This is a genomic window from Lysinibacillus sp. DFXJR4, assembly GCF_057196045.1.
In genome coordinates this window covers 355,677-379,389 of sequence record NZ_JBXUNW010000002.1, presented here as the reverse complement: position 1 = coordinate 379,389, position 23,713 = coordinate 355,677, and the positions used below count along the sequence as shown (strand labels likewise).

General features: G+C 36.8%; 21 protein-coding genes and 1 pseudogene. 7 read left to right on the top strand and 15 right to left on the bottom strand.

All coding sequences use genetic code 11. The annotated features are described in order from the left end of the window. The first annotated feature begins 209 nt into the window (after window positions 1–209). Complete coding sequence (gene proC / locus AC2CGN_RS09905; protein WP_484513613.1) at window positions 210–1,010, top strand: pyrroline-5-carboxylate reductase; 801 nt, start codon at window positions 210–212, stop codon at window positions 1,008–1,010. A 47-nt stretch (window positions 1,011–1,057) separates the two neighbouring features. On the opposite strand, the gene AC2CGN_RS09900 is transcribed toward proC, so the two are convergent. The 5 genes from AC2CGN_RS09900 to AC2CGN_RS09880 form a co-directional block, all read right to left on the bottom strand. Then, window positions 1,058–1,711, bottom strand: a complete 654-nt coding sequence (locus tag AC2CGN_RS09900) for an alpha/beta hydrolase (RefSeq protein WP_484513683.1) — start codon at window positions 1,709–1,711, stop codon at window positions 1,058–1,060. 230 nt (window positions 1,712–1,941) lie between these two features. After that, complete coding sequence (locus AC2CGN_RS09895) at window positions 1,942–2,499, bottom strand: hypothetical protein (protein WP_484513611.1); 558 nt, start codon at window positions 2,497–2,499, stop codon at window positions 1,942–1,944. Between the two features lie 251 nt (window positions 2,500–2,750). Beyond that, window positions 2,751–4,928 carry a bifunctional diguanylate cyclase/phosphodiesterase gene (locus AC2CGN_RS09890; protein ID WP_484513609.1) on the bottom strand — a complete coding sequence of 726 codons (2,178 nt, stop codon included), beginning with the start codon at window positions 4,926–4,928 and terminating at the stop codon, window positions 2,751–2,753. Between the two features lie 344 nt (window positions 4,929–5,272). Beyond that, a complete protein-coding gene (locus tag AC2CGN_RS09885; protein ID WP_484513607.1) occupies window positions 5,273–5,974 on the bottom strand; it encodes an O-linked GlcNAc transferase in 702 nt (233 codons plus the stop codon). A 107-nt stretch (window positions 5,975–6,081) separates the two neighbouring features. Then, a complete protein-coding gene (locus AC2CGN_RS09880; RefSeq protein ID WP_484513605.1) occupies window positions 6,082–6,561 on the bottom strand; it encodes a thioredoxin family protein in 480 nt (159 codons plus the stop codon). A 193-nt stretch (window positions 6,562–6,754) separates the two neighbouring features. Between AC2CGN_RS09880 and AC2CGN_RS09875 the strand changes: the two genes are divergently transcribed. Together AC2CGN_RS09875 and AC2CGN_RS09870 are read left to right on the top strand one after the other, a co-directional pair. Further along, window positions 6,755–9,046 carry a YhgE/Pip domain-containing protein gene (locus tag AC2CGN_RS09875; RefSeq protein WP_484513603.1) on the top strand — a complete coding sequence of 764 codons (2,292 nt, stop codon included), beginning with the start codon at window positions 6,755–6,757 and terminating at the stop codon, window positions 9,044–9,046. A 78-nt stretch (window positions 9,047–9,124) separates the two neighbouring features. Further along, window positions 9,125–9,634: a PCYCGC motif-containing (lipo)protein gene (locus AC2CGN_RS09870; RefSeq protein WP_484513601.1), complete on the top strand. Its 510-nt coding sequence runs from the start codon at window positions 9,125–9,127 to the stop codon at window positions 9,632–9,634. A gap of 119 nt (window positions 9,635–9,753) precedes the next feature. Here the strand turns inward: AC2CGN_RS09870 and AC2CGN_RS09865 are convergent, their stop codons facing one another. Together AC2CGN_RS09865 and AC2CGN_RS09860 are read right to left on the bottom strand one after the other, a co-directional pair. Then, window positions 9,754–10,290 (bottom strand): hydrolase, encoded by a 537-nt coding sequence (locus AC2CGN_RS09865; protein WP_429982435.1) that lies wholly within the window; start codon window positions 10,288–10,290, stop codon window positions 9,754–9,756. A gap of 140 nt (window positions 10,291–10,430) precedes the next feature. Further along, on the bottom strand, window positions 10,431–11,081 hold the full coding sequence (locus tag AC2CGN_RS09860) for a DUF2306 domain-containing protein (protein ID WP_429982436.1): 651 nt from the start codon (window positions 11,079–11,081) through the stop codon (window positions 10,431–10,433). A gap of 667 nt (window positions 11,082–11,748) precedes the next feature. Here AC2CGN_RS09860 and serC point away from each other — a divergent pair. Beyond that, window positions 11,749–12,837: a 3-phosphoserine/phosphohydroxythreonine transaminase gene (serC, locus tag AC2CGN_RS09855; RefSeq protein ID WP_484513599.1), complete on the top strand. Its 1,089-nt coding sequence runs from the start codon at window positions 11,749–11,751 to the stop codon at window positions 12,835–12,837. Between the two features lie 360 nt (window positions 12,838–13,197). After that, window positions 13,198–13,560 carry a hypothetical protein gene (locus AC2CGN_RS09850; RefSeq protein WP_286927307.1) on the top strand — a complete coding sequence of 121 codons (363 nt, stop codon included), beginning with the start codon at window positions 13,198–13,200 and terminating at the stop codon, window positions 13,558–13,560. Between the two features lie 64 nt (window positions 13,561–13,624). Here the strand turns inward: AC2CGN_RS09850 and AC2CGN_RS09845 are convergent, their stop codons facing one another. From AC2CGN_RS09845 to AC2CGN_RS09835, 3 genes are read right to left on the bottom strand one after another with little or no spacing between them, the layout of a single operon-like run. Then, a complete protein-coding gene (locus tag AC2CGN_RS09845) occupies window positions 13,625–14,047 on the bottom strand; it encodes a Fur family transcriptional regulator (protein ID WP_484513597.1) in 423 nt (140 codons plus the stop codon). Further along, a complete protein-coding gene (locus AC2CGN_RS09840; RefSeq protein WP_286927309.1) occupies window positions 14,044–14,907 on the bottom strand; it encodes a metal ABC transporter permease in 864 nt (287 codons plus the stop codon). Before AC2CGN_RS09840 ends, AC2CGN_RS09845 begins: the two co-directional genes overlap by 4 nt. A gap of 15 nt (window positions 14,908–14,922) precedes the next feature. Continuing rightward, window positions 14,923–15,669: a metal ABC transporter ATP-binding protein gene (locus tag AC2CGN_RS09835; RefSeq protein ID WP_286927310.1), complete on the bottom strand. Its 747-nt coding sequence runs from the start codon at window positions 15,667–15,669 to the stop codon at window positions 14,923–14,925. A gap of 250 nt (window positions 15,670–15,919) precedes the next feature. On the opposite strand from AC2CGN_RS09835, the gene AC2CGN_RS09830 reads away from it, so the two are divergent. Further along, window positions 15,920–16,156, top strand: a complete 237-nt coding sequence (locus tag AC2CGN_RS09830) for a Nif11 family protein (RefSeq protein ID WP_283868716.1) — start codon at window positions 15,920–15,922, stop codon at window positions 16,154–16,156. Between the two features lie 55 nt (window positions 16,157–16,211). Here AC2CGN_RS09830 and AC2CGN_RS09825 read toward each other — a convergent pair whose 3' ends face one another. Next, window positions 16,212–17,108 (bottom strand): deoxyribonuclease IV, encoded by an 897-nt coding sequence (locus AC2CGN_RS09825; RefSeq protein ID WP_484513594.1) that lies wholly within the window; start codon window positions 17,106–17,108, stop codon window positions 16,212–16,214. Window positions 17,109–17,120: 12 nt separating this feature from the next. Beyond that, window positions 17,121–18,422: a DEAD/DEAH box helicase gene (locus AC2CGN_RS09820; protein WP_283868718.1), complete on the bottom strand. Its 1,302-nt coding sequence runs from the start codon at window positions 18,420–18,422 to the stop codon at window positions 17,121–17,123. A 347-nt stretch (window positions 18,423–18,769) separates the two neighbouring features. Between AC2CGN_RS09820 and AC2CGN_RS09815 the strand changes: the two are divergent. Continuing rightward, window positions 18,770–19,104 (top strand): annotated as a pseudogene (locus AC2CGN_RS09815) (butanediol dehydrogenase); the annotation flags it as partial. 32 nt (window positions 19,105–19,136) lie between these two features. On the opposite strand, the gene kdpC reads toward AC2CGN_RS09815, so the two are convergent. Genes kdpC through kdpA form a run of 3 tightly spaced genes read right to left on the bottom strand, consistent with a single transcriptional unit; the run spans window position 19,137 to window position 23,569 of the window. After that, window positions 19,137–19,784 carry a K(+)-transporting ATPase subunit C gene (gene kdpC, locus AC2CGN_RS09810; RefSeq protein ID WP_484513592.1) on the bottom strand — a complete coding sequence of 216 codons (648 nt, stop codon included), beginning with the start codon at window positions 19,782–19,784 and terminating at the stop codon, window positions 19,137–19,139. Between the two features lie 11 nt (window positions 19,785–19,795). Beyond that, window positions 19,796–21,859 (bottom strand): potassium-transporting ATPase subunit KdpB, encoded by a 2,064-nt coding sequence (gene kdpB / locus AC2CGN_RS09805; RefSeq protein WP_484513590.1) that lies wholly within the window; start codon window positions 21,857–21,859, stop codon window positions 19,796–19,798. A gap of 15 nt (window positions 21,860–21,874) precedes the next feature. Beyond that, window positions 21,875–23,569 (bottom strand): potassium-transporting ATPase subunit KdpA, encoded by a 1,695-nt coding sequence (kdpA, locus tag AC2CGN_RS09800; protein WP_484513588.1) that lies wholly within the window; start codon window positions 23,567–23,569, stop codon window positions 21,875–21,877. Window positions 23,570–23,713: the final 144 nt, after the last annotated feature.

The window sequence follows — 23,713 nt, the reverse complement described above, 5'->3', positions numbered from 1 at the left end:
TAGAGTCTGTCTCTATGTTCACATAAAGTACATGATTTCTTTATCGTAAGTATAAAGAAGCAGTTCCATTCACAACATCTTCTATGATACCACCGACTGTCGTGAATTTGAACCTTATTGCCTTGATTCTTTGCATATTGCTATTCAAGAAAAACAATCTATTTTATACTAATGTGTATGTTTGGACTATATAAAGGAGTGTCTACCACGTGAAATATGGATTTATCGGCCTTGGTAATATGGCGACAGCTATTATTAAAGGTATGTGCAAAAGCGCGGATTTCGATTCTACCCTGATCTACGGATATAATCGGACGAAAGCCAAAACAACAAAATTAGCAACCTCTTACGGTATTCAAGCTACCAACTCTATCGCAGCAATTATGTCAAATTGTGACATTATTATTCTTGGTGTAAAGCCTCAAATGCTGCCAGATGTTTTACCAGAGTTAAAAAAATATTTACATGACAATCACGTCATTGTTTCCATTGCTGCAGGCAAAAATATTACATATCTACAAGATTATTTATCTGAAGATACCCCAATTATTCGTGTAATGCCAAATATCAATGCCCTTATCGGCGCATCCACAAGCTGCTATACAGCAAGTGAGCAAGTATCAACTGCACAGCTTCAACTCGTTATTTCCTTGTTTGAAACAGTTGGCACAATTATGGAGGTGCCAGAACGTTTATTTTCTATTTTTACAACAATAGGTGGGGCTTCACCAGCATTTACTTATATGTATATCGACGCTTTAGCACGTGCTGCTGTACGCGAAGGTATGCCAAAAGATATGGCACTGGATATAGCTGCAAATGCAGTGCTCGGTAGTGCTAAAATGATTTTACAATCACAGGAGCATCCATGGGCACTTGTCGATCAGGTCTGCTCACCAGGTGGAACTACTATTCAAGGTGTATCCTCCTTACAAAGCAATCATTTTGAAACAACAATTCATGAAGCGGTAGCTGCTGTTACAGATAAAGATCGGAGCTTATCCAAATAAATTTTTAAACAATATGAAAGCCGAGACAACACATGTCTCGACTTTCATTATTGATAATTTTCTTGTAACTCCTGCGCTAAAAAGGCAGTAAGGTCTCTTAAGTTTTCTGGTGTAACACCATGTCCATCTGCATACTGTTTAAATGTTACAGTTGCTCCAAACTGCTCAAAAGTTTCTTTACTTTCTGTACCCCATTGTGGTGGAATAACATAATCATAATCACCATGAGAAATGAAAGCCTGTAGATGATTAATTGGGCGAATTGCATATTCTTCAGTGACAAACTTTGGCGTATAGCCACTTAATGCTACTACCCCAGTAATTAAATTACCCATTACAAAGGCAAGTGATTGTGCCAAAACTGCTCCTTGACTAAAGCCCAGCACGAATACTTTATGCGGATCAATTTGATATTCGTCAATAGCCTCTAACACAAATCGTTGTAACGCTACTAAAACTTTATCAAAGATTTCACGGTCTGGTTTACCAACCTCTTGGATAGTGAAAAAAGCATAGCCAGGCTTTTGGGTAATAGGTCCACGTAGACTAAAAATATGGCATTGTTCTTTAAAATCCTGCACTAATTGTGGTAAATCATCTTCATGACTGCCCATTCCATGCAGTAAAAAAATCGCTGGATATTTTTTATGAGGGTCCATAGTAGTAGGTTGTGTATGTTTAAAGGTAAATGGTGTATTCATGAACAAAATCCTTTCAAATGGAATCATTATTATCTTACCATATTCATTTCCTGCATAACTTATTTATTGCTCAGATTTCAGTAACCGTTTAAAATTTTGATATTTGAGTACGCTTCAATTGTGCCTCTGGTTCTTTTATTAATTCCCCTGCTGTATTCTTTCTTCTGACCATCATACAGCTCAAACATTATAAAAACTACCTAACATATTAGGTAGCTTCTAAGAAAAACTTATTTCAATTTTGTTCGATTTATTAATTGATCTGTATGGTATGCTATATAACCATTCATAATGCGGATGGTTTCTTGTGGATCAGCATTAAATAGGAGTTTTGATTGCTCTGCGGTCGTCACCAATACCGTTATTAAATCCATACGCATAGAATGACCAGCAGAACTATAAGCATAATCGTAAATGATATCCTCCTCTACTAACCCTTCTTTCTCATATTGCTTATGAAACAATTTTTTCGCTTCATCAATTTGCTCAGCGACCTGTTGACGGATACGTAGCTGATGCATCAATAATTCTTCCTCAAGCTCCGCTGGCTTTAACCATTGTTTATTTACAAGCATTTTTAAGAGTTCTTTTTCCCAAACCTGCTCATTTTCAGTAAAATATAGCATATTCACCATCAATCTATCCCAAAAATCAAATTGAGACTGTGCCGATTCACGCTGCATTGCAATTGTTTCTTTAAAGTGTTGCTCTACCTTTGAAATATCCATATTGCGCACTAAATGATTACACACATTTTCAATAAACTTATTTGCCTCTTCTTGTACCATAAAAACCGTCCTTTATATCTACAAATCAAATCACCTCTATCATACCATGATTGTAGAATATAAAGAAACGGGTAATCCCTATGCCTGAAATGACGGTTGTTGGAATAACACTGAAACGCTAAATTCAATGTCAGGACGGCTAACAAACTCCACAATTACACGATATGTGTGACTGTGGAGTCCATAACTTTAACAGCTATGATATGGCATTCGTTATTTGGCGGAAGACTTATTAAAAAGCTCCATTACTATTATTTTTCCAGAACTGAAATTGAATCTAATATACGCTTCACATGATTGTGAAGTGATTTGTAGGATTCCTGCAATATTTCAGGCTGTATAGGCTTACTGAATAAAAAGCCCTGTACAGCATCACACTTACTATTCACTAAATAGCTTAGCTGATCTATCTCCTCTATTCCCTCTGCAACTACCTTTAACTGTAGATGCTTGGCCATTGAAAGAATCATGTCTACTAATGCCTTATCTGTAGAATCTGCATGGATCTTTTGCACAAAAGAACGATCTATCTTTAAACAATCTATCGGAAAATCCTTTAGATAAGATAGGGATGAATAGCCTGTCCCAAAATCATCTACGGCAATGGTCACACCAAGTCCCTTTAGTTGAAGTAATATTGTCGTCATATGATTGCTGTTGATCGTCATGCTTTCTGTAATTTCTAGCTGTAAAAATTGTGCATCCAACTGTGTCTTGTCAAGCACTTGTTGTATCATTTCCACTAGATTTTGCTGAAAAAGTTGACCTAATGATAAATTGACAGCCACCTTCATTGGAGGTAGGCCGGCTGCTTCCCATTGTTTCACTTGTCTACAGGCTGTTTCTAACACCCATTGTCCGATAGGGATAATCAAACCAGATTCCTCTGCAATTGGAATGAAAACCCCTGGCGAAATCCATCCCTTTTTTGGATGCTGCCATCTGATTAAAGCTTCTACTGATTTTATTTCACCTGATTGTAAATTGATTTGAGGCTGATATTCCAAATAAAGCTCCTGGTTGTCTAATGCATCATGTAAATCATTTTCTAATACAAGACGCTCTGTCATTTCACTAGACATAGTGGATTCATAAAATCGTATACGTGATGGAATCTTATGTGCTTTATGCATCGCATAGAGTGCAAATCTAAGAAGTTCTTCCTCCCTATTTGAATCGGTAGGAAATAAAGAAATTCCAATATTGAGCTGACTATTGAGGGAAAAATGTTGTACTTGAAATGACTCTTCCATGACCAATTGAAGCTGCTGACTTAGCTGGGTTAACTGATGGGTATGAACCACTTCATCAATAAAAATCACAAAATAATCCTCTCGCAGCATACAAAGATCATATTTCTCTGTTATCACGTTTTTTAGCCGTTGTGCAATCAGATCGATCATCTGGTCTGCATATGTATTACCTAAAGATGCTTTAATGGCTGAAATCCTTTCGATACCAATGGCAATAATTGCTTTTTGCGATGCAGTTATGTATAAATTTCTTTTTAATGTCTCCATTAAAAAACGATCATTTGGTAGGTTCGTTACTTCATTGTGATAGGCCATATAATGCATTTGTTCACGAGATTTTTCTAGATGAGCTTGTGTATCCATTAGTTGTTGAAAAGGCTTTTCAATAGATGAAAAATAAATTGCTCTAAATAAAAGGTAGAAGGAGCTTAACTGGAAAATATGACCAATAAAATTTTTGATGTCATAAACATCACGATATATTGTAAAAAGATAATCACTCATGATTAAATAAATCGCACTGCCCACCGAAAGAAAAATAATTTTTGGTGCTCTTTTAAATTTTTTTAGTAAAACAATAATAATGACGATGTGTAACAGGACCGCTAAATATTGCAAAGTATTTTTTAACGCTGTAGGCCCTTCTCCTTCAATGATTAGTGATGGCAAGATAGGTGTAGGGGCATAAATAATAGCAAAACAAGCTATAATTATTAAAAACGGCAGCGTATAAATTTGCCATCGAAAGGTAATTTTAACTTCCTTGTCTTTCATAAAAAGAAGCACAAGACCACCAACCGATAAAAGCAATCGCCCTAGCATATAAAACCATGTGGCAGCATATGGTGTACTCTCTGTAATGAAGAAAGGCATTCCTTTATAGGATAGGGTATGGGCTATTTCTATTAAGCTAATGGTTAAAAATAAAGCGCCAGCATAGAGAACTCGTTTCGATAAAACATAGGGTGAAACTAACCAGGCCTGAATCGAAATCGCCATGGTAACCACAATAATAAGGATTTCCATCATTAAATGAATTGTGACATAGTTGTTCTTACCGAAGATGCCATATAATTGGTCCCCACCTAAAGCAATGACACTTAAGAAAATCACAGTTAATACAAGAAATTGACTCCCCCTTTTTACAAATGAAAAATCATCATTGAATTTCCCCATTGCTTCTTCCCCCCTTTGCTTAGGATTCTTTTCAACATTTCATATAGAAATATTGGAATAATTATACTATAAAATACTCCTAATAACAGAGGTTTCGATTTTCCATTTGATTAATCAATTATGCCTCAGCATAATTGCGTCAGGAATCGGCTTTGTGCTTAGGCCTGTGTGATCAGGTCAGTTAGCCGTTATCGCATGAATGCGATGATTTTAGGCTAACATCCCGGCTACGCTTTCGATACAAAAAACATTGCTGAATGAAGTTAAAAAACACAGATTACCTGATTAAGCTTGAATGATGGTCACAAAAAAGATGCCTCGATTTTCGAGACATCTTACCCTTGCTATGAAAATACATAGCTATCCATATTATCCATCGTATTTTGAATAGCTTCCCGCAATGATCGCTGACGCTCTCCACAAGCGGCAAGGGCCTCCTCTAAGGTAATTGCGGCATTTGCCATAAACGGTGCCAGCTGTAAATCCTTCGCTAATTGAATCAAGACAAGCGCTTTATTCCACTTCCAGCGTGCATTATGGGGATCTAAATAAATTGCTTGCTCTAAATAACCAAGTGCATCAAAGGGCATCCACCCAAAGCGGTGCATCGTTTGTCCTGCAATTCCCCAATATAAAGCCTTATTTGGATTTTCCTTAACAGCTTGTTTAAAACAATGCACACTCTCATTGTAATGGTGCGCAAACAAAAATAATTCTCCTTGCGTAAAAAATGATTGTGCTTTTTCATAGGTCGTACCGATTCTCGCTATATTCTCTAGCTCTTGGATACGCCTAGAAAATTCAGCCTCATCCTTTATTGCACGAATTTCTACGACAACATCTGATTCAGGATAGCTTTCATCTGCGCGCTCCACATGCTGAATTTCAACTGCTAGCGTAGGCTTAGGGTAGCTAGCAAAATCATACTCTTCTAATAATTTTATATATTTTTCAGCTAACGCCTTTTCCGCTTCATCTGCCACTTGCTTAGCTGCTTCATAGCATTTCATCAGCTCTCCATTATAAAAATAATCATCCATCGTCATTCTAACTTCCTCCAATGTACAACTTTTCAGTATATTTAGTATACACTAACTACATTAAAAAAAAGACTGCTCAAAATTTAACTTTCGAAACAGTCTCATCATTCATGCTATTTTTTTAAAACCTCTGTCTTTAAGAATGCTCGTAAATCTTCCTCAGATAAAGCACCTACAAAGCGGTTAACCTCTTTCCCACCCTCGAAGCGGATAAACGTTGGAGTCGCTTCAATATTGTACTTACTCCCTAAATCGTCATACTCATAAAGATTCAGTTGAGCAATATCAACACCTAACTCATCAGCAATTGGCATTAATACAGGTGTAAATGCTTTACAATGCATACATATTGGACTGAAGAAATAGGCATTTACATCTTCTCCAGCTTTGATTTTTTTCTCTAATTCATCAGGCAGCATAATATTTTGGTAGTTTTTATCATCTAATTGATCGATTGTCTCTTGTTTCAGTTCTTTGTCGCCATACAAATCCTTAGCATTTGCTAGCTTACTTTTGTTTGACATATTTGTTAGCACAATAATTGCTGCAAATAGTACAACAATAATGGAGCCAATAATCAGTAATTTTTTCATGTGTTCCTCCTTTTAGACACTAAAAATACCCTAAATTTAGTGTATTCGCGACTTGATTATAAAGTATTTTGAAATCCTAGTAAACTAATTTGCCTTTAATAATAAGTTTTTCCACAATTCAAACATAATTTGGCCCAAATTTGGGAACATACATATTAAAGAGCTAGCTCAATATGAATGTGGAGTGGTTACTATGAAGCATACTATTCAACATAGCCTGCAAATTTATAAAAGAGATATCCATAATATTTTAACAAACTGGGTAGTAGCTGTCATTATTGGTGGGCTCATCTTTTTACCCTCTCTATATGCATGGCTTAATATCTATGCCTCTATGGACCCGTACGCCCACACAGCTAATATGAAAATCGCTGTAGTTAATGAAGACACTGGAACTACCGTTAGAGGAGAAAATGTCAATGTTGGGAACGAGGTAGTCAACAATTTAAAAACAAATAAAAATTTTTCTTGGATATTTTCATCCCATGAACAGGCCATTGATCAATTACAAAATGGCGATTATTTTGCGGTGATTATAGTTCCAAATGATTTTTCTCAAAAACTCACCTCTATCCTATCCAACCAACCGACAAAAGCACGTATCGATTATTATGTGAATGAAAAAATCAATCCTATTGCACCAAAAATCACTAGTAAGGGAGCTGGTGTGCTGACTCAACAAGTATCTAACGAATTTGTTTCAACCGTCAATGGAACACTTTTCTCTATTTTTAATACGATTGGCGTTGAGATGGAACGAGAAATTCCTGACTTTAGAAAATTTGAACATTATCTATTTACCATTGAGCAGCATCTACCTGATATTGAAACATTTTTAGCACAAACGGCTACAGGCGGGAAGGAAGCTGAGTCACTATTAGATGGTACCATTAATGAGGTGCCAAAGGTTGCGGCATTAACTAATGATGGTCTTGCAACTATACAGCATGGTTTAACATTAATGAACGAAGCAGAGACGCTGTTTAATCAGCTATCTCCAGCCATTAAAAAGGATTTGGAAACTGTTCAACAAATTGCCCAACATTTTTCAGGGCTATTAGAGAAGCTACAAAATGCTGCTGTGGATACATCGAAGATTGCAGAAACAAAGGCAACGATACAAAAGCAACTAGAGGATTCACGAAAAAAGGTCAATAATAGCATCCAGACACTCGAAGCACTCCAAAATTTAACACAAGCTGATGCATCTTCACACAAGCAACTTGAAAGCTCACTTGAAACTATAATTACGGATCTACAGCAAAATAAAGATGTCAATAAGGAGCTCATCACAAAACTTGAGGCTATACAAGGAAATTTACAAACAAATCCGAGTTTAACTGACTATTCATTAAACACATTAACATCCTTACAACAGCTCAATACCTTGCTCTTAGATGTCCATACAAATGTACAAAAGCTTAATGTCTTAAATGAAGAAACCATAAAAAAGGATCTCGCTAATCTTCAATCCATGGCGCAAACTGCTGCTAACCACCTACAGCAATTCGTTACACATTATAACGAGAATCTTGAACCACAAATTCATACAACCTTATCATCTGCTAAAAATACGCTAACAAATGCATCTACCATGCTAACAAATGTAAAAAATTCCATACCAGAAGCAACAAATCGTTTAAAAAATGCTAGAAAAACATTAGAAACTGCCAATAATACTATTTCTAAAGTACAATCCAATTTTCCTACTCTTAGTACCAAAATTAGAGATCTTGCTAAGAAGCTACGTTCATTAGAAAATGAAGCAGACATATCCGAAATTGTTCAATTGCTAAAAAATGATGTCAATGCTGAACGGGAATTCTTTGAAGAACCTATTAGGCTTGAGGAACATAGAATGTTTCCAATCGAAAATTATGGAACTGCTATGACTCCTTTTTATACCGTATTGTCTATATGGGTCGGCTGTTTATTGTTAATTTCACTATTAGCTGTGGATATTCATCATCATACACAGTACAGTATACGTGCCATCTATTTTGGTCGACTATTAACATTTGCTACGTTTTCTTTTATCCAAACATTGATTATAACAATTGGTGATATTGTTCTTTTGGATGGATCCATTAGTTCTCCATATTACTTTATACCTTTTGGTCTTTTTATTAGCTTCGTGTTTGTGACAGTTGTCTATACACTCGTATCGGTGTTCGGAAATGTAGGAAAAGCATTAGCCATTGTCATGCTGGTATTGCAAATTGCTGGCTCTGGAGGCACATATCCAGTTGAATTATTACCAAAATTTTTCCAATTAATGAACCCATTTCTTCCCTTTACCTACGCAATAGAAATGATGCGAGAAGCAGTTGGAGGTATAATTTGGACAAAGGTCTGGGTAGATTTAGCCTTTTTATCTTGCTTCTGGTTAGTCTTTATTTTATTTGGCTTTTTCTTAAAAAAATTATTGAGTGAGAAAATGGAACATTTCATGAACAAAACACGTGGCTTAGATATATTTCATTAAATCTCCCTACTCTTCCTATAAATGTTTCGACCAGCGATGCTATAATGACAGTAGTGTAAACATCTAGGAGGCGTTCTATTGAAAAAACTCATTTTTCTTTTTGTTATGTCGTTATTAGTGTTAAGTGCTTGCGGTGATGAAAAAAAGACTGTTGAATCAAATCAGGACTCTGGGCACAATGAAGCTTCACATGAAGGACAAGCCCATGACACTGGAGATATTCAGGAAGAAACAGCGTCTGCTGACGTTCTCCCTTCCTTTTTAGACAATCAATCTGAAAATATTCGCTTAGTATATCAAGTTGCTGGACAAGCCACAGAGGTTTTAGAGTGGATACCATGCTATTGTGGATGTGGTGAATCTGCAGGGCATAAAAGTAATTTTAACTGCTTTATCCAGGAGAAGCGTAAGGATGGAGCTATCGTTTGGGATGATCACGGTACTCGCTGCTTGGTATGTCTCGAAATTGCTGTACAATCTGCTAAAATGCATAAGGATGGCATGAGTCTAAAGGAAATTCGTCAAGCAATAGATGACACATATAAAGAAGGCTATGCTAAACCAACACCTACTAAAATGCCTGCATAAAAAAGCAAAGTCGCATGTAGTTGCGGCTTCGCTTTTTTTGTTGTTTGAAAGACAAAAAAGATGTTTGATTAAGTACATTAGACCCTTCAAACATCCATTGAAAATCCGTATTTTATCGTTTACTTGACAAGCTGTAATATTGTTTTAAAATGCTCATGATCTGCTCTTTGCAGAAGCTCGTATAAAATCATCTCCGTACTCGTTGGTAAAATGCCTAGTGCCTTCATTTTCTCTAGCCCTAGCTCTTTATTTTCCTTTGTTCGAGAGGATACCGCATCTGCGACAACTTCCACCTCAAAGCCTTGCTCTTTCAACTGTCGGGCTGTTTGATAGACACAAATATGCGTTTCGATTCCTGTCATAATAAATTGTGAACGACCAGTAGCTTTTAAGGCCGTCATAAATTCTTCCTCTTGACATGCACTAAATGCCATTTTGGCTATCGGCTGCCCTTGAATATGTTGGGCAATTTCTAAAGCGGTACCACCTAAACGGCTTGGATTCTGCTCTAGCCATAATACAGGTACTCCCAGTACTTGCATAGCCTGAGCCAGTTTAGAGGCATTTTGAATTGTGACTTCGCTTTCATCCACGATAGTTGCTAACTTCCCTTGTACATCGACAACCACTAAACATGCTTCTTCTACTGTAAACATTTGAACACCCCTTTGAATCATAGTCAACATTCATTATACCGAAAGTTGTGTTGTTTATCTGCATTCAGCCTTGTTTTTTGGAGCTGAATAAGGCAACATGTTTTTGATGTCTAAAATAATATGTTCGCCACTACAAAATTTTATGTTCCATATAGTAACTTAGAGTCCCTCTTTTTATGTTTTCGTTTAATAAGCCACTCCGCTATGATTAAATTAGGCACCCAACAGAGCCAAGCGATAACTGTATAACTTATTTCAAAATGGTGAACCCCGAATAATCCCGTAAATATAGCTAGCCAGATTCTTAATGTGACGGCTGCAAAGGTTAAGGAATAATTTCTAATCATCCACTTTTCATGAGTATCAATTTTTTTATGTTTAATGTTAGCCAGTGCCTGCGAGGCTGTGAATAGCCAACAAATCGATAAAAGGCCAAAACCCAACTGAGACATTACTCCTCCAGTCGCATGAAATGCCAAATAAAGGCCCGAAGTACCCCCAAATAAAATACCCATCATATAAATTCTTCCCATTGTGCGATGAAGCTTAATATTCTTTTCTCTAAATTTTGAGAATAGCGTAAAGGGACCGATAACTAATGCTAAAACACTAAATATAATATGTATATAAAGCATTGTGTACCATAGTGAACTTATTGTGGAATTTAACATTAGCTTTAGTTTTACAAACCCTGCTTGATGAGCATCCATGAAAAAATACTGAACAATGGAATAACTAGATATTAAAATTGCTAAGCAACAACTAAGAATTAGCCATGCTTTTTTATTCATACTACTACCTCCTAAAATTTTGTTTTTTCATAGCATACATGAAAGCTTTTTCTACAAAAGGTTAAGTATGCTTTTCTTCATACACCCCTCAAAATATATGAATAGTAGACTATTTTTATCCCCATTCAATTTTTGCCACATTCCCTTCTCTGTTTATACTGTAGCATTGCAATTAATTGCATTTTCTCTTTGCTATACAAGTGGTACTAAAATGAATATAAGTGGTCTTATTTAGCCCCTGAAAATAAAAGGGAAGACAGGAGTTAGGTCTTACACCCTCCCACCACATAAACACGAACGTTCAACATTAAAATGATTGTAATGATTAATAAATTACGAATATAATTTCAATTAGTGCCTATTCATCCATGCGTTTGTTCGTATTTATCACTTAATGGTCATTTTAATTTACTTAATTGTGTACATTTTGTAGCGAGAGTGACACTATTTTGCTTAAATATTGAGAATTTTATTTTTTCTATTGAAAATTGAGTTATAATCCAGTAAAGTTCTTTTATCCTGCTTTTACGGTTAGTTCATCATTTTAGAATACATGCATAAACAAACTGTAAAAGCCTGATGGAAATTATCTACTATTCACGAGGAGAGAATCGACTCCTGTTGAATGAACAAAACTCACTTTATAAACAATAAGGAGTGTACCACTTTGACACAACGCGCATACAATTTTAACGCAGGTCCATCTGCACTACCGCTAGAAGTACTAGAAAGAGCTCAACAGCAATTAGTAAACTTCCGTGATTCAGGTATGTCCATTATGGAGATGAGTCACCGCAGTGCTATTTTTGATGAAGTACATAATGAAGCAATTGCTTTATTAAAAAAGCTTTATGCTATTCCAGAAAACTATGAAGTTCTGTTTCTTCAAGGAGGTGCCAGCCTGCAGTTCACAATGATACCAATGAACTTCCTTCAAGCAGATCAAAAGGCAAGCTATGTTTTGTCAGGCTCATGGGCTGAAAAAGCCTTCAAGGAAGCCAAATTATTTGGTACACCTGTAGAAGCAGCAAGTACTAAAGAAAATCAATATCGTAGTATCCCAGCGTTAGCAGATATTCACTTCAACGAAGAGGATGCCTATGTGCATATTACTTCAAACAATACAATTTATGGTACACAGTGGAAGGAATACCCAGAGACAGGCAATGTTCCATTAGTGGCAGATATGTCTAGTGATATTCTTTCAAAACCAATCGATATCAGCAAATTTGGCCTTATTTATGCAGGAGCTCAAAAAAATCTTGGCCCATCTGGAGTAACGGTTGTCATCATTCGTAAGGATTTACTAGAAAAAGAAAATAAAAATATTCCAACGATGTTGAAATATACAACTCATGCTGATAGCAATTCTTTATATAATACACCACCAACCTTTGGTATTTATATGTTAGGTGAGGTATTAAAATGGGTAGAATCCAAGGGTGGCGTTGCAGAAATCGCGAAGCACAATGAGGTAAAGGCAAAAGTTATTTATGATGCGATTGATAATAGCAATGGCTTCTATAAAGGGCATGCTACACCAGAAAGCCGTTCTTTAATGAACATTACTTTCCGTGTCGCTGATGAGGAGCTTGAAAAACAATTCCTAGCAGAAGCAAAGGCAGCAGGATTTATCGGACTAAACGGACACCGCTCTGTAGGTGGTTGTCGTGCTTCAACTTATAACGCTGTACCATTAGAGGCTTGTGAAGCATTACGTGACTTCATGGTGGCTTTCCAACAAAAGCATCAATAATCTACTTTCTGAGAAGTATTTTCTCTCATCTCCAACTTAATGTAAAAAGACGAAGGAATAGATCGCTTATTCTTTCGTCTTTTTGTCTCCCTAGAAATCAAGTTTTACTCCCTACCACTTCAATCTTCAACTAATTTGCGACGCTTTCTAAAAATGTTTAGTAATAATAGGATGCTTTTAAATTTCTTATGATCTAGTGATTTACATTGGGGATATCTCATAATGCTAACTAACGTTAAGAAATTTATAGTCTTTTATATAGCCTATCGGACATATTGCCAATCTTCTTTCATTTTGATTTCATAGATTATTAATGTAAAGCACTACCTTTACAATAATAGATGAAGGGAGGTTTTTATAATGGAAGATAGAAGATATGGAACTTATATGAACTTTGACCACAATAAATGTTTTAAAAAATGTTGTAACGAGGCAGCAGCAAAACGTTGTCGTTGTGAAGAAGAAAAAGTTTGTCCCTGTAAAGAAGAAAAATGCACACCTAGAATGAGTGCTAACTGTAGAGGATGTATCTGCCAACAATTAAGAAGATTAGAAGCTCCAGTTACACTAGACATCTTTTTAAATGGAGGTCAAAGCTTCTTAGGCGTGACTTTCATTTCCTTCGATCCTCAAAATTGCTGTGCTGTTTTCCTAGAGCCAGGTACAACAGGAACTTTAACTATAGATTGTAATCAAATTGATGCTATTCGTAGAGTAGCTTAATTATCAAATAAAAAGGATAGTGCGAAGTATTGATGTACTTTCGCACTATCCTTTTTTCTATATCTTAAACTGTTTCATGTTTACAATCCGGACATTTACCATAAATCTCGAATTTATGATTTTCTATTTCATAGTTTGGCAGCTTTTCTCCAAGCATTTCCATAGGACATAAATTTAACTCTTTGACATTTCCACAATCCATACAGATAAAATGATGGTGATGATGCTCTGACTCACAATGCATACGGAAATTACGCTCTCCAGATAATTCTGTTTCCTCCAGTATGCCAAGTTTCACAAATGTAGCTAGGTTGCGATAAATGGTATCGAAACTCATACCTGGAAAATCTTTTTTTAAAACATCCAGTAAATCACGAGCCGTTAGATACTTATCAGTTGCTGCAAACATATCTAATATCAGCTCTCGTTTGTCCGTTTTTTTATAGCCGTTCTCTTTTAAAATTTCCCACGCTCTTGTAATATTCAAGACGCTACCTCCCCTTGTTTTGCAGCCACTTTAAATGCTATTTTCTTCCCTAGTATAACAAGTAACAAAATAAGAATGGAAGTGACCACAATCGTACCTCCTGGCGCTAAATCCAAATAAAAAGCACTTACTAGCCCTATTAGCACAGCTGCTTCCCCAAATACTATGGCATAAATAATTGTTTGTTTAAAGCCCTTAGCCAGTCGCATGGCAGCAGCCACAGGAAGTGTCATAAGCGATGACACAAGTAATATTCCAACGATGCGCATACTTGCGGCAATCACAAGTGCTGTCACAATCATAAACAACAGGTGAATCCAACGTGCAGGTAAACCGCTCGCTTTCGCATATTCCTCATCAAAAGATAGGACAAAAAGCTCTTTAAAAAATAAAAATAAAAAAATGATAACAACTGCAGCAATGCCCACAACTACCCAGAGATCCTGACGTGACACAGCCGATACAGAGCCAAATAAATAGCTCATTAAATCTGTACTAAAGCCGCTTGCAAGTGAAATAAAGATAGCACTAATACCAATACCACCAGACATGATAATAGGAATCGCAAGCTCTTCGTAGTGCTTATATAGCCGTCTTAGTCGTTCGATTAATATAGAGCCACTCACAGAGGCCAGTATCCCTAAATAAATTGGATTAAGCATGGCTAGCGCTGTCACTGATTGACTAATGTATAGGCTTCCTGCTATACCAGCGAGTGTCACATGTGATAAGGCATCTGCAATTAGAGACAATCGACGTACAACAATAAAGACACCAAGTAGCGGCGCCAATATGCCTATTAGTAGCCCAGAGAAAAAGGCATTTTGTAAAAATTCATAATGTAAAATCGCTTCAATCATAGTGCCTTCCCCTTCTTAATGAATCTTTCTGACAGAATGACCATACCAAGCATCGAGTGCATCCTGAGAAATGCTGTCAAACTCATTTTTATAACCATGGAAGTGAATCGTTTGATTTAAACATGCCACATGACTGATGCGGTTTGATACTGTATCGACATCGTGTGTGACAAGAATCATTGTAATTCCCTGTTCCCGATTTAATTTCGCCAGCATATCATAAAATGATTGCACATTCTCATGATCAATGCCGACAGTTGGTTCATCTAATATTAGTAGCCTCGGTTCACTCACTAAGGCTCGTGCAATAAAGACCCGCTGCTGCTGCCCACCTGATAAATCGCCAATATTACGATGCATAAAAGCTTCCATTCCAACAGCTTTTAAGGCATTCAAAACTTTTTCTTTTGCATCGCGTCCTGGTCTTTTAAATAGCCCTAATTGTTTCGTTAATCCACTTTTTACTACCTCTTGGACGGTTGCTGGAAAACCTGAGTTGAAGGCATTAGATTTTTGTGAAACATACCCTATCCATTCACGGTGCTTAAAAGTAGTGCTGCGTTCACCAAATAACTTTATTTCTCCAGACATAGGTCTTAATAGTCCTAAAATAATTTTTAATAATGTAGATTTCCCAGAGCCATTTGGACCGAGTAGTGCTAAAAAATCACCCTCTTCTACACGAAAAGAGATATTTTTTAGGACTTGTGTATAGTCATATTGAAATGACACGTTTTCAATACTAATTAATGATTTTTTCATTCATGATCGCTTCTTTCTAATTCAAAATCATTACGATTTACAAATTGTAAGTATAAATGAAAGCCCGGTTTTTGTAAAGAAAAAAAGAATCCTATGTTTTATGATCTGGTGGAAATGTTGTTATAGTTCAAACAAGTGGCTTCCTGTACTCTGTGAACAATTGTCCTATTTGTCTTGTGCTCATATCATGTTCTTCTGCTGAATGAAGATAAAGATTTTCATAAAACTATATTTTGAAGGAGGATTCGCTTTGAGTATTCAATTTTTACAGCAATTAGCACAAAGTAGTGATAAGGAAATTGTTGCCATCGCTCGTGCTGAAGGATTTGACATTACAACGTCTGAAGTAAAAAAACTTCGGCCCCATTTGGAGCAATTCTCATTTTCTTGGCTTTTTTTAGGCATACCTAAAGATATACTTGTTGAGGTTGAGGCTGTTTTAGGTAGAAAGCGCTCTCGTCAGCTTATCGCACTTTTCACGAAATAATTGAAAATGCCCGAAAAACAGTGTTCATTTCACTGATTTCGGGCATTTTGTGTTGTTATCCTTCTTTTAGCGCAGTGATTAACTCAGGTTTAAATTCACCACTTCGTAACATCTCTAGTTCATACTTATAAGGTGCCGATTTGGATTTAGCATCACTATTTAACGCAACATATGGAGTTTCTAGGATTTTAGGAATCTCCTTTAATTGCGGGTGGTGCACTACATAGTTTAATGCCTCAAAGCCAATATGTCCAAAGCCAATATTTTCGTGGCGGTCTTTTCCTGCACCTCGAACATTTTTAGAGTCATTGATATGAAGAACTTTAATTCGGTCAACACCGATAATTTTATCAAATTCATTTAATACACCATCAAAGTCTTCTACAATATTGTAGCCAGCATCATGTGTATGACATGTATCAAAACAGATAGAAAGGCGTTCATTATTTGTCACACCATCGATAATCTTGGCAAGCTCTTCAAAAGAACGACCACATTCCGTTCCTTTACCCGCCATCGTTTCTAATGCAATTTGGACAGGATACTCCTGTGATAGCACTTCATTTAAGCCTTCAATAATTTTGGCTATACCTGCGTCAGCACCAGCACCAACATGGGCACCTGGATGTAAAACAATTTGGTTGGCTTCCAACGCAGCTGTCCGTTCAATTTCAGATTGTAAGAAATCTACACCTAGTTGAAATGTTTCAGGTTTTTCTGTATTTGCAATATTAATGATATAAGGTGCATGGACAACGATGTTTGTCATGCCATGCACCTTCATGTGTAATAGACCATTCATGATATTAAGATCTGCAATAGCTTTACGACGCGTGTTCTGAGGTGCTCCCGTATAGATCATAAAGGTATTTGCCCCATATGAAAGGGCCTCTTTACTTGACCCTAGTAGCATTTCCTTCCCACTCATCGAAACATGTGATCCAAGTAGCATGAGAATACCTCCTTATTTTTTTCCACGGGCTTTTAAGCGACGTTCACGTTTTTTTATTTTTTCCATTTCCCATTTCATATTACGCTTGTAGCCTGGTTTTACTTTTTTCGGCTTACGAACTAAAGATTTTGCCTTTGCATCGATTTCATTTTCATGCTTTACACGATTTTTTCGAGCATGACGATCCTTTAATTCAGACCATTCTCCATCTTTTACGTCTTTTTGTACAAATGGGATGCCCATTTTCTCTACACGAATTAATGCATCCTCATCTGAAGGCTCAAACAAGGTGATGGCTGTTCCTTTATTTCCTGCACGCGCAGTACGTCCTACACGATGAATAAAGAATTCTAGGTCTTCTGGAATTTCATAGTTAATGACATGTGAAATCCCTTGAATATCAATACCACGAGCTGCCAAATCAGTAGCAACAATATATTGATAATCCAAATCACGAATTTGTTTCATCATCTTCTTACGATCACGGGGACTTAAATCACCATGTATTTGACCACAGCGAATACCGTTTTCATTTAAGTAACCTGCAACTTGCTCTGCCGTTTTACGCGTATTTGTAAAAATCACAGCTAAAAATGGATTAATTCCTTCTATCACATCTAATAAACGCTTATTCCGTGATTTCGAGCGAACTGGTACAAGCACAAAATCAATGCCCTCTGCCACTGGTCGCTTATCGTTCATATGGATGTGGACAGGTGTCTCCATATATTTCTTTAAGAAAGGCTGAAGTTTTTCTGGAATAGTTGCTGAGAATACAAACATTTCAAGATTTTCTGGCATTTGAGAAGCAAAGCCATCAATCTCCTCGATAAAGCCCATATCGAAGGCTAGATCAGCCTCATCGACAACTAAAATTGGTGCCGTATGCACAAATAACGCTTGCGCAGAAACGAGGTCACGAATACGTCCAGGCGTCCCAACAACAATTTGTGGCTGCGTTTTTAACTTATCAATAGAGCGTTGTTTGTCCGTACCCCCAATAAATAGTTTTGCTTGAATTGCTGTTCCTTCTATTAATTGGTTTAACGCATCAAAGATTTGCTGCGCAAGCTCACGCGTAGGTGAAGTAATCACAGCTTGTACTTCTTGTTTATCTGGATTAATACGCTGCACAATTGGAATTAAAAAGCTATGTGTTTTTCCTGTTCCTGTATGTGCCTGTCCAATAGCACTTTTCCCTTTTAATAGTAGCGGAATGATTTCCTTTTGAATTGGCGTCGGTTCTGTAAAGCCCAGTTTTGCTATTGCGTCCTGCAAAAATGGCTGAAAATTATAATCAGTATATTTTGACATCCTTCGTTCCTCCTAACATCTTTCCCATTGTATCATGATTCAACTTCTAGGTATATTAACGGCCTATTAAACTTCAGCATGAACATTATTTATTAGTTTTATTATCCTTACAACAAAACCCTTATCAAAGGTACTGTAAATACGGTTAAGATGCAATCAAAAAAGTGCTACGTTATAATTGAAAAAAGCAAAGTATTCGTATTTTTTATGTCAATTTATTGCAAACTAATCATTTGAATAATTACCACATGTTATGATGAGGAAGTAAGACACTAGAGGAAGATGATTTTATCATGAAGCAGCAAGATAGTAAAAAGCAAAAGACATCGTGTAGCTACATGATTTACACAATTGGTGGCGTTGATGTTTCATTTGAAGTTATTGGTGTTCCTGCAGTGTTACAGCAAGCCATTCATTCAGCATCATTTGAAGGTGAATCAATTGTTTCGATTTGGGAGACAGCAGCTTCTATTCTACCAAACAATGTTGTTCTTTCAGAGTGTACTGTATAAGGAATTATTGCATACCGTGATATTTTCCCGGCAGGTAGGGAATTATTGACACAAGGTTACTTCCCTGATAACTCGTAACAAAATGTATTTTATTATCGAAGCTTTAATGACAGATAAAAAACCATATTAAAATTCTAGTAAATTCACAAACTTTACCATATATCAGGTAGAGAGGACCTAAACGCTTCTCTACCTGTTTTAATCATTCCCCTTTTCTTTCCTCTATTTTCTTCATGATTGCTAGATTAGCCATAAGAACATTGACCCTATTTTCCCCAAAAATCCCCAGTGCTCGTGTTTCTGTATAAGTATCTAAAATATTTCTAATCTCTTGTTCTGAAAGTCCACTTGCTTGAATAATACGTTGGATTTGTATTTCTGCAGCCTTTACACTGATATGGGGATCTAGCCCTGAACCAGAGGCCGTCATTAAATCTGCTGGAATATCCTGTCGTTCAACAGCAGGATTGGCAAGCAAAAATTTCTCGATATCTGCTTCAATTCGTGTCTTTAATTCAGGATTCGTTGGTGCATAATTAAAGGAGCCTGAGCTAACACCACTATAGTTCAACTGACCATTTTCATCCGGAATTATGTCCACTTTTGTGTACACATTATAATTTACGGATGACACTCGTCCCCAGAAATAGGTAGGCTTCAAAAATGCCTGACCGATTAATTCTGAACCTCTAGCTTGGCCATCAACTTCTATTAAACTACCGTTTGCCTTGTGTGGAAACACTCCTTGTGCTAATGCAGTTACTGCCAATGGATAAATAAAGCCACAAAGAAGAAACATTGTGAACGTAATCAATATTGCTTGCTTTGTATGCTCAAAAAATTTACGCATCTCTCTTCCTCCTATAATCCAAACATCTGAAACAGGGGTGCTATCATAACATCGATCAACTTTATACCGATAAAAGGAGCGATGATGCCTCCTACTCCATAAATGAATAAGTTTTTATTTAGTAACTTCGAAGCACTCATAGGCTTGTATTTGACCCCTTTCATGGCGACGGGAATAAGCAGAGGTATAATAATCGCATTGAATAGTAATGCAGAAATAATAGCACTTGAGGGCGAATTCAATTGCATCACGTTTAATACATTCATCTCTGGAACAGCAACCATTAGCATTGCTGGAATGATGGCGAAATATTTTGCCATATCATTCGCAATACTAAATGTTGTGAGGGCACCACGAGTCATAAGTAACTGCTTCCCAATTTCAACTACTTCGATAATTTTAGTAGGATTTGAATCTAAATCCACCATGTTAGCAGCTTCTTTTGCTGCGTTTGTTCCTGAATTCATAGCGAGTCCTACATTTGCTTGTGCTAATGCCGGTGCATCATTCGTCCCATCACCAGTCATCGCTACTACTTTTCCTTGTGCCTGTTCATCTTTTATGACTTGAATCTTGTCCTCAGGTTTACTTTCTGCAATAAAGCTATCCACACCCGCTTCCTTTGCAATAGCTGCTGCGGTTAGGGGGTTATCTCCTGTACACATGATTGTTTTAATTCCCATTGCTCGTAGCTGTTCAAAGCGTTCCTTTAATCCAGCCTTCACCACATCCTTTAAATAAATAACACCTATAATTTTCTGGTTTACTGCTACTACTAGCGGTGTCCCACCAACAGAGGATACTCGTTGAATAAGCTGATCTAAATTCACTGGAACGTTATGCCCTGCATTGATACACTCTTGTTTAATCGTATCATAAGCACCTTTTCGAATTTTTGTCCCATCCTGCATATCTAATCCACTCATTCTTGTCTGTGCAGTAAATGGGATATGTTTACTATTTTTTATGATTTGTTCTTCATTATCAGTATTCATACCTAATTCGCATGCTAGTGATAGAATAGATTTCCCTTCAGGTGTGTCATCTGTTAATGAACTAAAATAAGATGCTTGCACTAAATCTTTATTTTTCACACCTTTTACAGGTAGAAATTCAGAAGCCATGCGATTCCCGTAAGTGATTGTGCCTGTTTTATCTAAAATTAATGTATCCACATCTCCACATGCCTCTACAGCTCTTCCTGACATGGCAATAACATTGAACTGTGTTACCCTATCCATTCCCGCAATACCGATAGCAGATAATAATCCACCAATTGTTGTGGGAATTAAGCAGACTGTCAGAGCAATTAATGTTGCGATCGAAATAGGCACGTTTAGATAAGTTGTCATAGGATAAAGTGAGACAACCACTAGTAAAAAAATAATCGTTAAGCTTACTAAAAGCGTATTGAGAGCCACCTCATTTGGCGTTTTTTTACGACTAGCCCCTTCAATGAGCGTAATCATTTTATCTAAAAATGATTCCCCAGGCATTGAAGTAATTTCAATCATTAGCCAGTCGCTTGTAACAGTCGTTCCACCTGTCACTGAAGAAAAATCACCCCCACGCTCTTTGACTACTGGTGCAGATTCACCTGTTATCGCCGATTCATCTACAGTAGCTATTCCATCGATGACCTCTCCATCGTTTGGTATAACTTCTCCTGCTTGAACTAACACGATATCGCCCTTTTTCAATTCATGTGCCTGTTTCATTATTTCAGAACCATCATTTAGCAAAACACGGGCCTGTGTAACGGTTTTTGTCTTTTTTAAGGTTTCAACCTGTGCTTTTCCTCTTCCCTCTGCAATCGACTCTGCAAAATTCGCAAATAAAATAGTAATAAAAAGAATGGTTGCCACAATTGCATTAAACAATCTCTCATGTTCTACTATTTCACCGCCAAAAATAGATGGAAATAGAGCTAAAAGGAGAACAAACAAAAATCCCACCTCTACTACAAACATTACAGGATTTTTCAGCATATATATCGGATGAAATTTTTTTAACGCATCTATCAAAGCGCTTTTTAGCATAGTGCCAGTGATAAAGGTTTTTCTTTCAGTTTCCATACGTTTCTCTCCTCATTACGCATAAAGTTGTAGATGCTCAGTGATTGGTCCCAGTGCAATCGCAGGCAAAAATGTCAGAGCACCAATCATTAAAACGATTGCCACAAGTAAAAATGTAAACATGGTATTGTCCGTTTTCAACGTTCCTATAGAATCATGATGCCACATTTTTTTAGCCAGTAAGGATGCAATTGCTAGTTGAATAATGATCGTTACATAACGACCAAAGAACATAGCTAGACCTGTTGTAACATTCCAAAATACAGAGTTGTCGGAAAGTCCTTCAAAGCCCGAGCCATTGTTTGCTGAAGCGGAAGCAAATTCATAGAGTACCTGTGATAATCCATGTGCACCTGGATTCGTTATCCCTGCTACGCCCTGTGGTAAAGCAACAGCAAGAGCTGAAAATAGCAGGATAATGGCAGGATGTATTAGAATACAAAGAGCAATAAGCTTCATCTCCTTCTCTTCAATTTTCTTGCCTAAAAATTGAGGCGTTCGACCAATCATCAAACAAGCAATAAAGATTGTTAGCAACACATACATCATCATGTTCATAAGACCAACACCCTTACCACCAAAGACAACATTTAGCATCATATTAAACATCGGTACAAGCCCACCTAGTGGAGTTAACGTATCATGCATATTATTGACAGATCCAGTTGTAAAAGCTGTGGTCACTGTCGTAAATAACGCAGACTGCGCCACACCAAAGCGCATCTCCTTCCCCTCCATACTACCAAGTTGCTGGGTAATTCCCAGTTCATTTATAATAGGATTACCTGCTCGCTCCGATATATAGACAGTCACTAATCCAGCAAGGAACAACATAGTCATTGCTACAAAAATAGCTAATCCCTGCTTGCCAACTATGGGCTTCTCTTTTCTAGAAGCTATCATTAAGCTAAATGCTACTACACAGGCTCCAGGCAGTAGCATCATTGACAGCATTTCAATCATATTTGAAATGACCGTTGGATTTTCAAATGGAGTAGTAGAATTTGCTCCATAAAAACCACCACCGTTTGTTCCTATATGCTTAATAGACTCAAGTGAAGCTACAGGTCCTAGTGCAATATCTTGTAATTTCCCTTCTATTGTTTGTACAGTTTGATTGGCTTTGAAGGTTTGTGGTGTACCCTGTGATACCAAAATAACGGAAACTACTATAGAAAGTGGTATTAATATCCTTGTAATGATACGAACAAAATCTACAAAGAAGTTACCAATTGTATCCGTTTTCGCCACAATACGACGACAGAATGCCATACACGCTGCATAACCAGTAGCTGCAGAGGTAAACATCATAAAAATAATGACAAGCATTTGTGATAAATAACTAAGCCCTGATTCACCACTATAATGCTGAAGATTTGTATTCGTCATAAATGAAATAATAGTATTAAAAGATAGTGATGCTTCCATATTGTCAATCTTATTTGGATTTAAAAACAAGATTGCTTGAATTCGTAATAGAATATAGCCAATAAACACCATACAGGCATTTGATAGGATTAAAGAGAGCACATATTGTTTTCCTGTCATATCTACTCTTTTAATACCACAAAGTTTATAAATAAACCCATCCAATCTATCCATGATTGGATCAATCCATGTTACTTGTTGCATTGCCACCCGAAATAAATAATGACCTGTAACGATAACGAGTGGTACATACATAATTAAAACAATGGCTATTTGCCACATAGTGCAACCTCCTAAAGCCTATTAATAATTTTCAGGATATAGTAATGCATGCCCTAGATAACCAAAAAGGAATACAAGTACAATTCCTATAAAAATCCACATTCAATTCCCCCCTTACTTTTCTTCCACTAGCTTAAAGCACCA

Excerpts from the sequence above, each read along its gene's own strand:
- AC2CGN_RS09900 (WP_484513683.1), bottom strand. The coding sequence starts at position 1,711 with ATGAATACACCATTTACCTTTAAACATACACAACCTACTACTATGGAC.
- AC2CGN_RS09895 (WP_484513611.1), bottom strand. The coding sequence starts at position 2,499 with ATGGTACAAGAAGAGGCAAATAAGTTTATTGAAAATGTGTGTAATCAT.
- AC2CGN_RS09890 (WP_484513609.1), bottom strand. The coding sequence starts at position 4,928 with ATGGGGAAATTCAATGATGATTTTTCATTTGTAAAAAGGGGGAGTCAA.
- AC2CGN_RS09885 (WP_484513607.1), bottom strand. The coding sequence starts at position 5,974 with ATGACGATGGATGATTATTTTTATAATGGAGAGCTGATGAAATGCTAT.
- AC2CGN_RS09880 (WP_484513605.1), bottom strand. The coding sequence starts at position 6,561 with ATGAAAAAATTACTGATTATTGGCTCCATTATTGTTGTACTATTTGCA.
- AC2CGN_RS09875 (WP_484513603.1), top strand. The coding sequence starts at position 6,755 with ATGAAGCATACTATTCAACATAGCCTGCAAATTTATAAAAGAGATATC.
- AC2CGN_RS09865 (WP_429982435.1), bottom strand. The coding sequence starts at position 10,290 with ATGTTTACAGTAGAAGAAGCATGTTTAGTGGTTGTCGATGTACAAGGG.
- AC2CGN_RS09860 (WP_429982436.1), bottom strand. The coding sequence starts at position 11,081 with ATGAATAAAAAAGCATGGCTAATTCTTAGTTGTTGCTTAGCAATTTTA.
- AC2CGN_RS09850 (WP_286927307.1), top strand. The coding sequence starts at position 13,198 with ATGGAAGATAGAAGATATGGAACTTATATGAACTTTGACCACAATAAA.
- AC2CGN_RS09840 (WP_286927309.1), bottom strand. The coding sequence starts at position 14,907 with ATGATTGAAGCGATTTTACATTATGAATTTTTACAAAATGCCTTTTTC.
- AC2CGN_RS09835 (WP_286927310.1), bottom strand. The coding sequence starts at position 15,669 with ATGAAAAAATCATTAATTAGTATTGAAAACGTGTCATTTCAATATGAC.
- AC2CGN_RS09825 (WP_484513594.1), bottom strand. The coding sequence starts at position 17,108 with ATGCTACTTGGATCACATGTTTCGATGAGTGGGAAGGAAATGCTACTA.
- AC2CGN_RS09820 (WP_283868718.1), bottom strand. The coding sequence starts at position 18,422 with ATGTCAAAATATACTGATTATAATTTTCAGCCATTTTTGCAGGACGCA.
- kdpC (WP_484513592.1), bottom strand. The coding sequence starts at position 19,784 with ATGCGTAAATTTTTTGAGCATACAAAGCAAGCAATATTGATTACGTTC.
- kdpB (WP_484513590.1), bottom strand. The coding sequence starts at position 21,859 with ATGGAAACTGAAAGAAAAACCTTTATCACTGGCACTATGCTAAAAAGC.
- kdpA (WP_484513588.1), bottom strand. The coding sequence starts at position 23,569 with ATGTGGCAAATAGCCATTGTTTTAATTATGTATGTACCACTCGTTATC.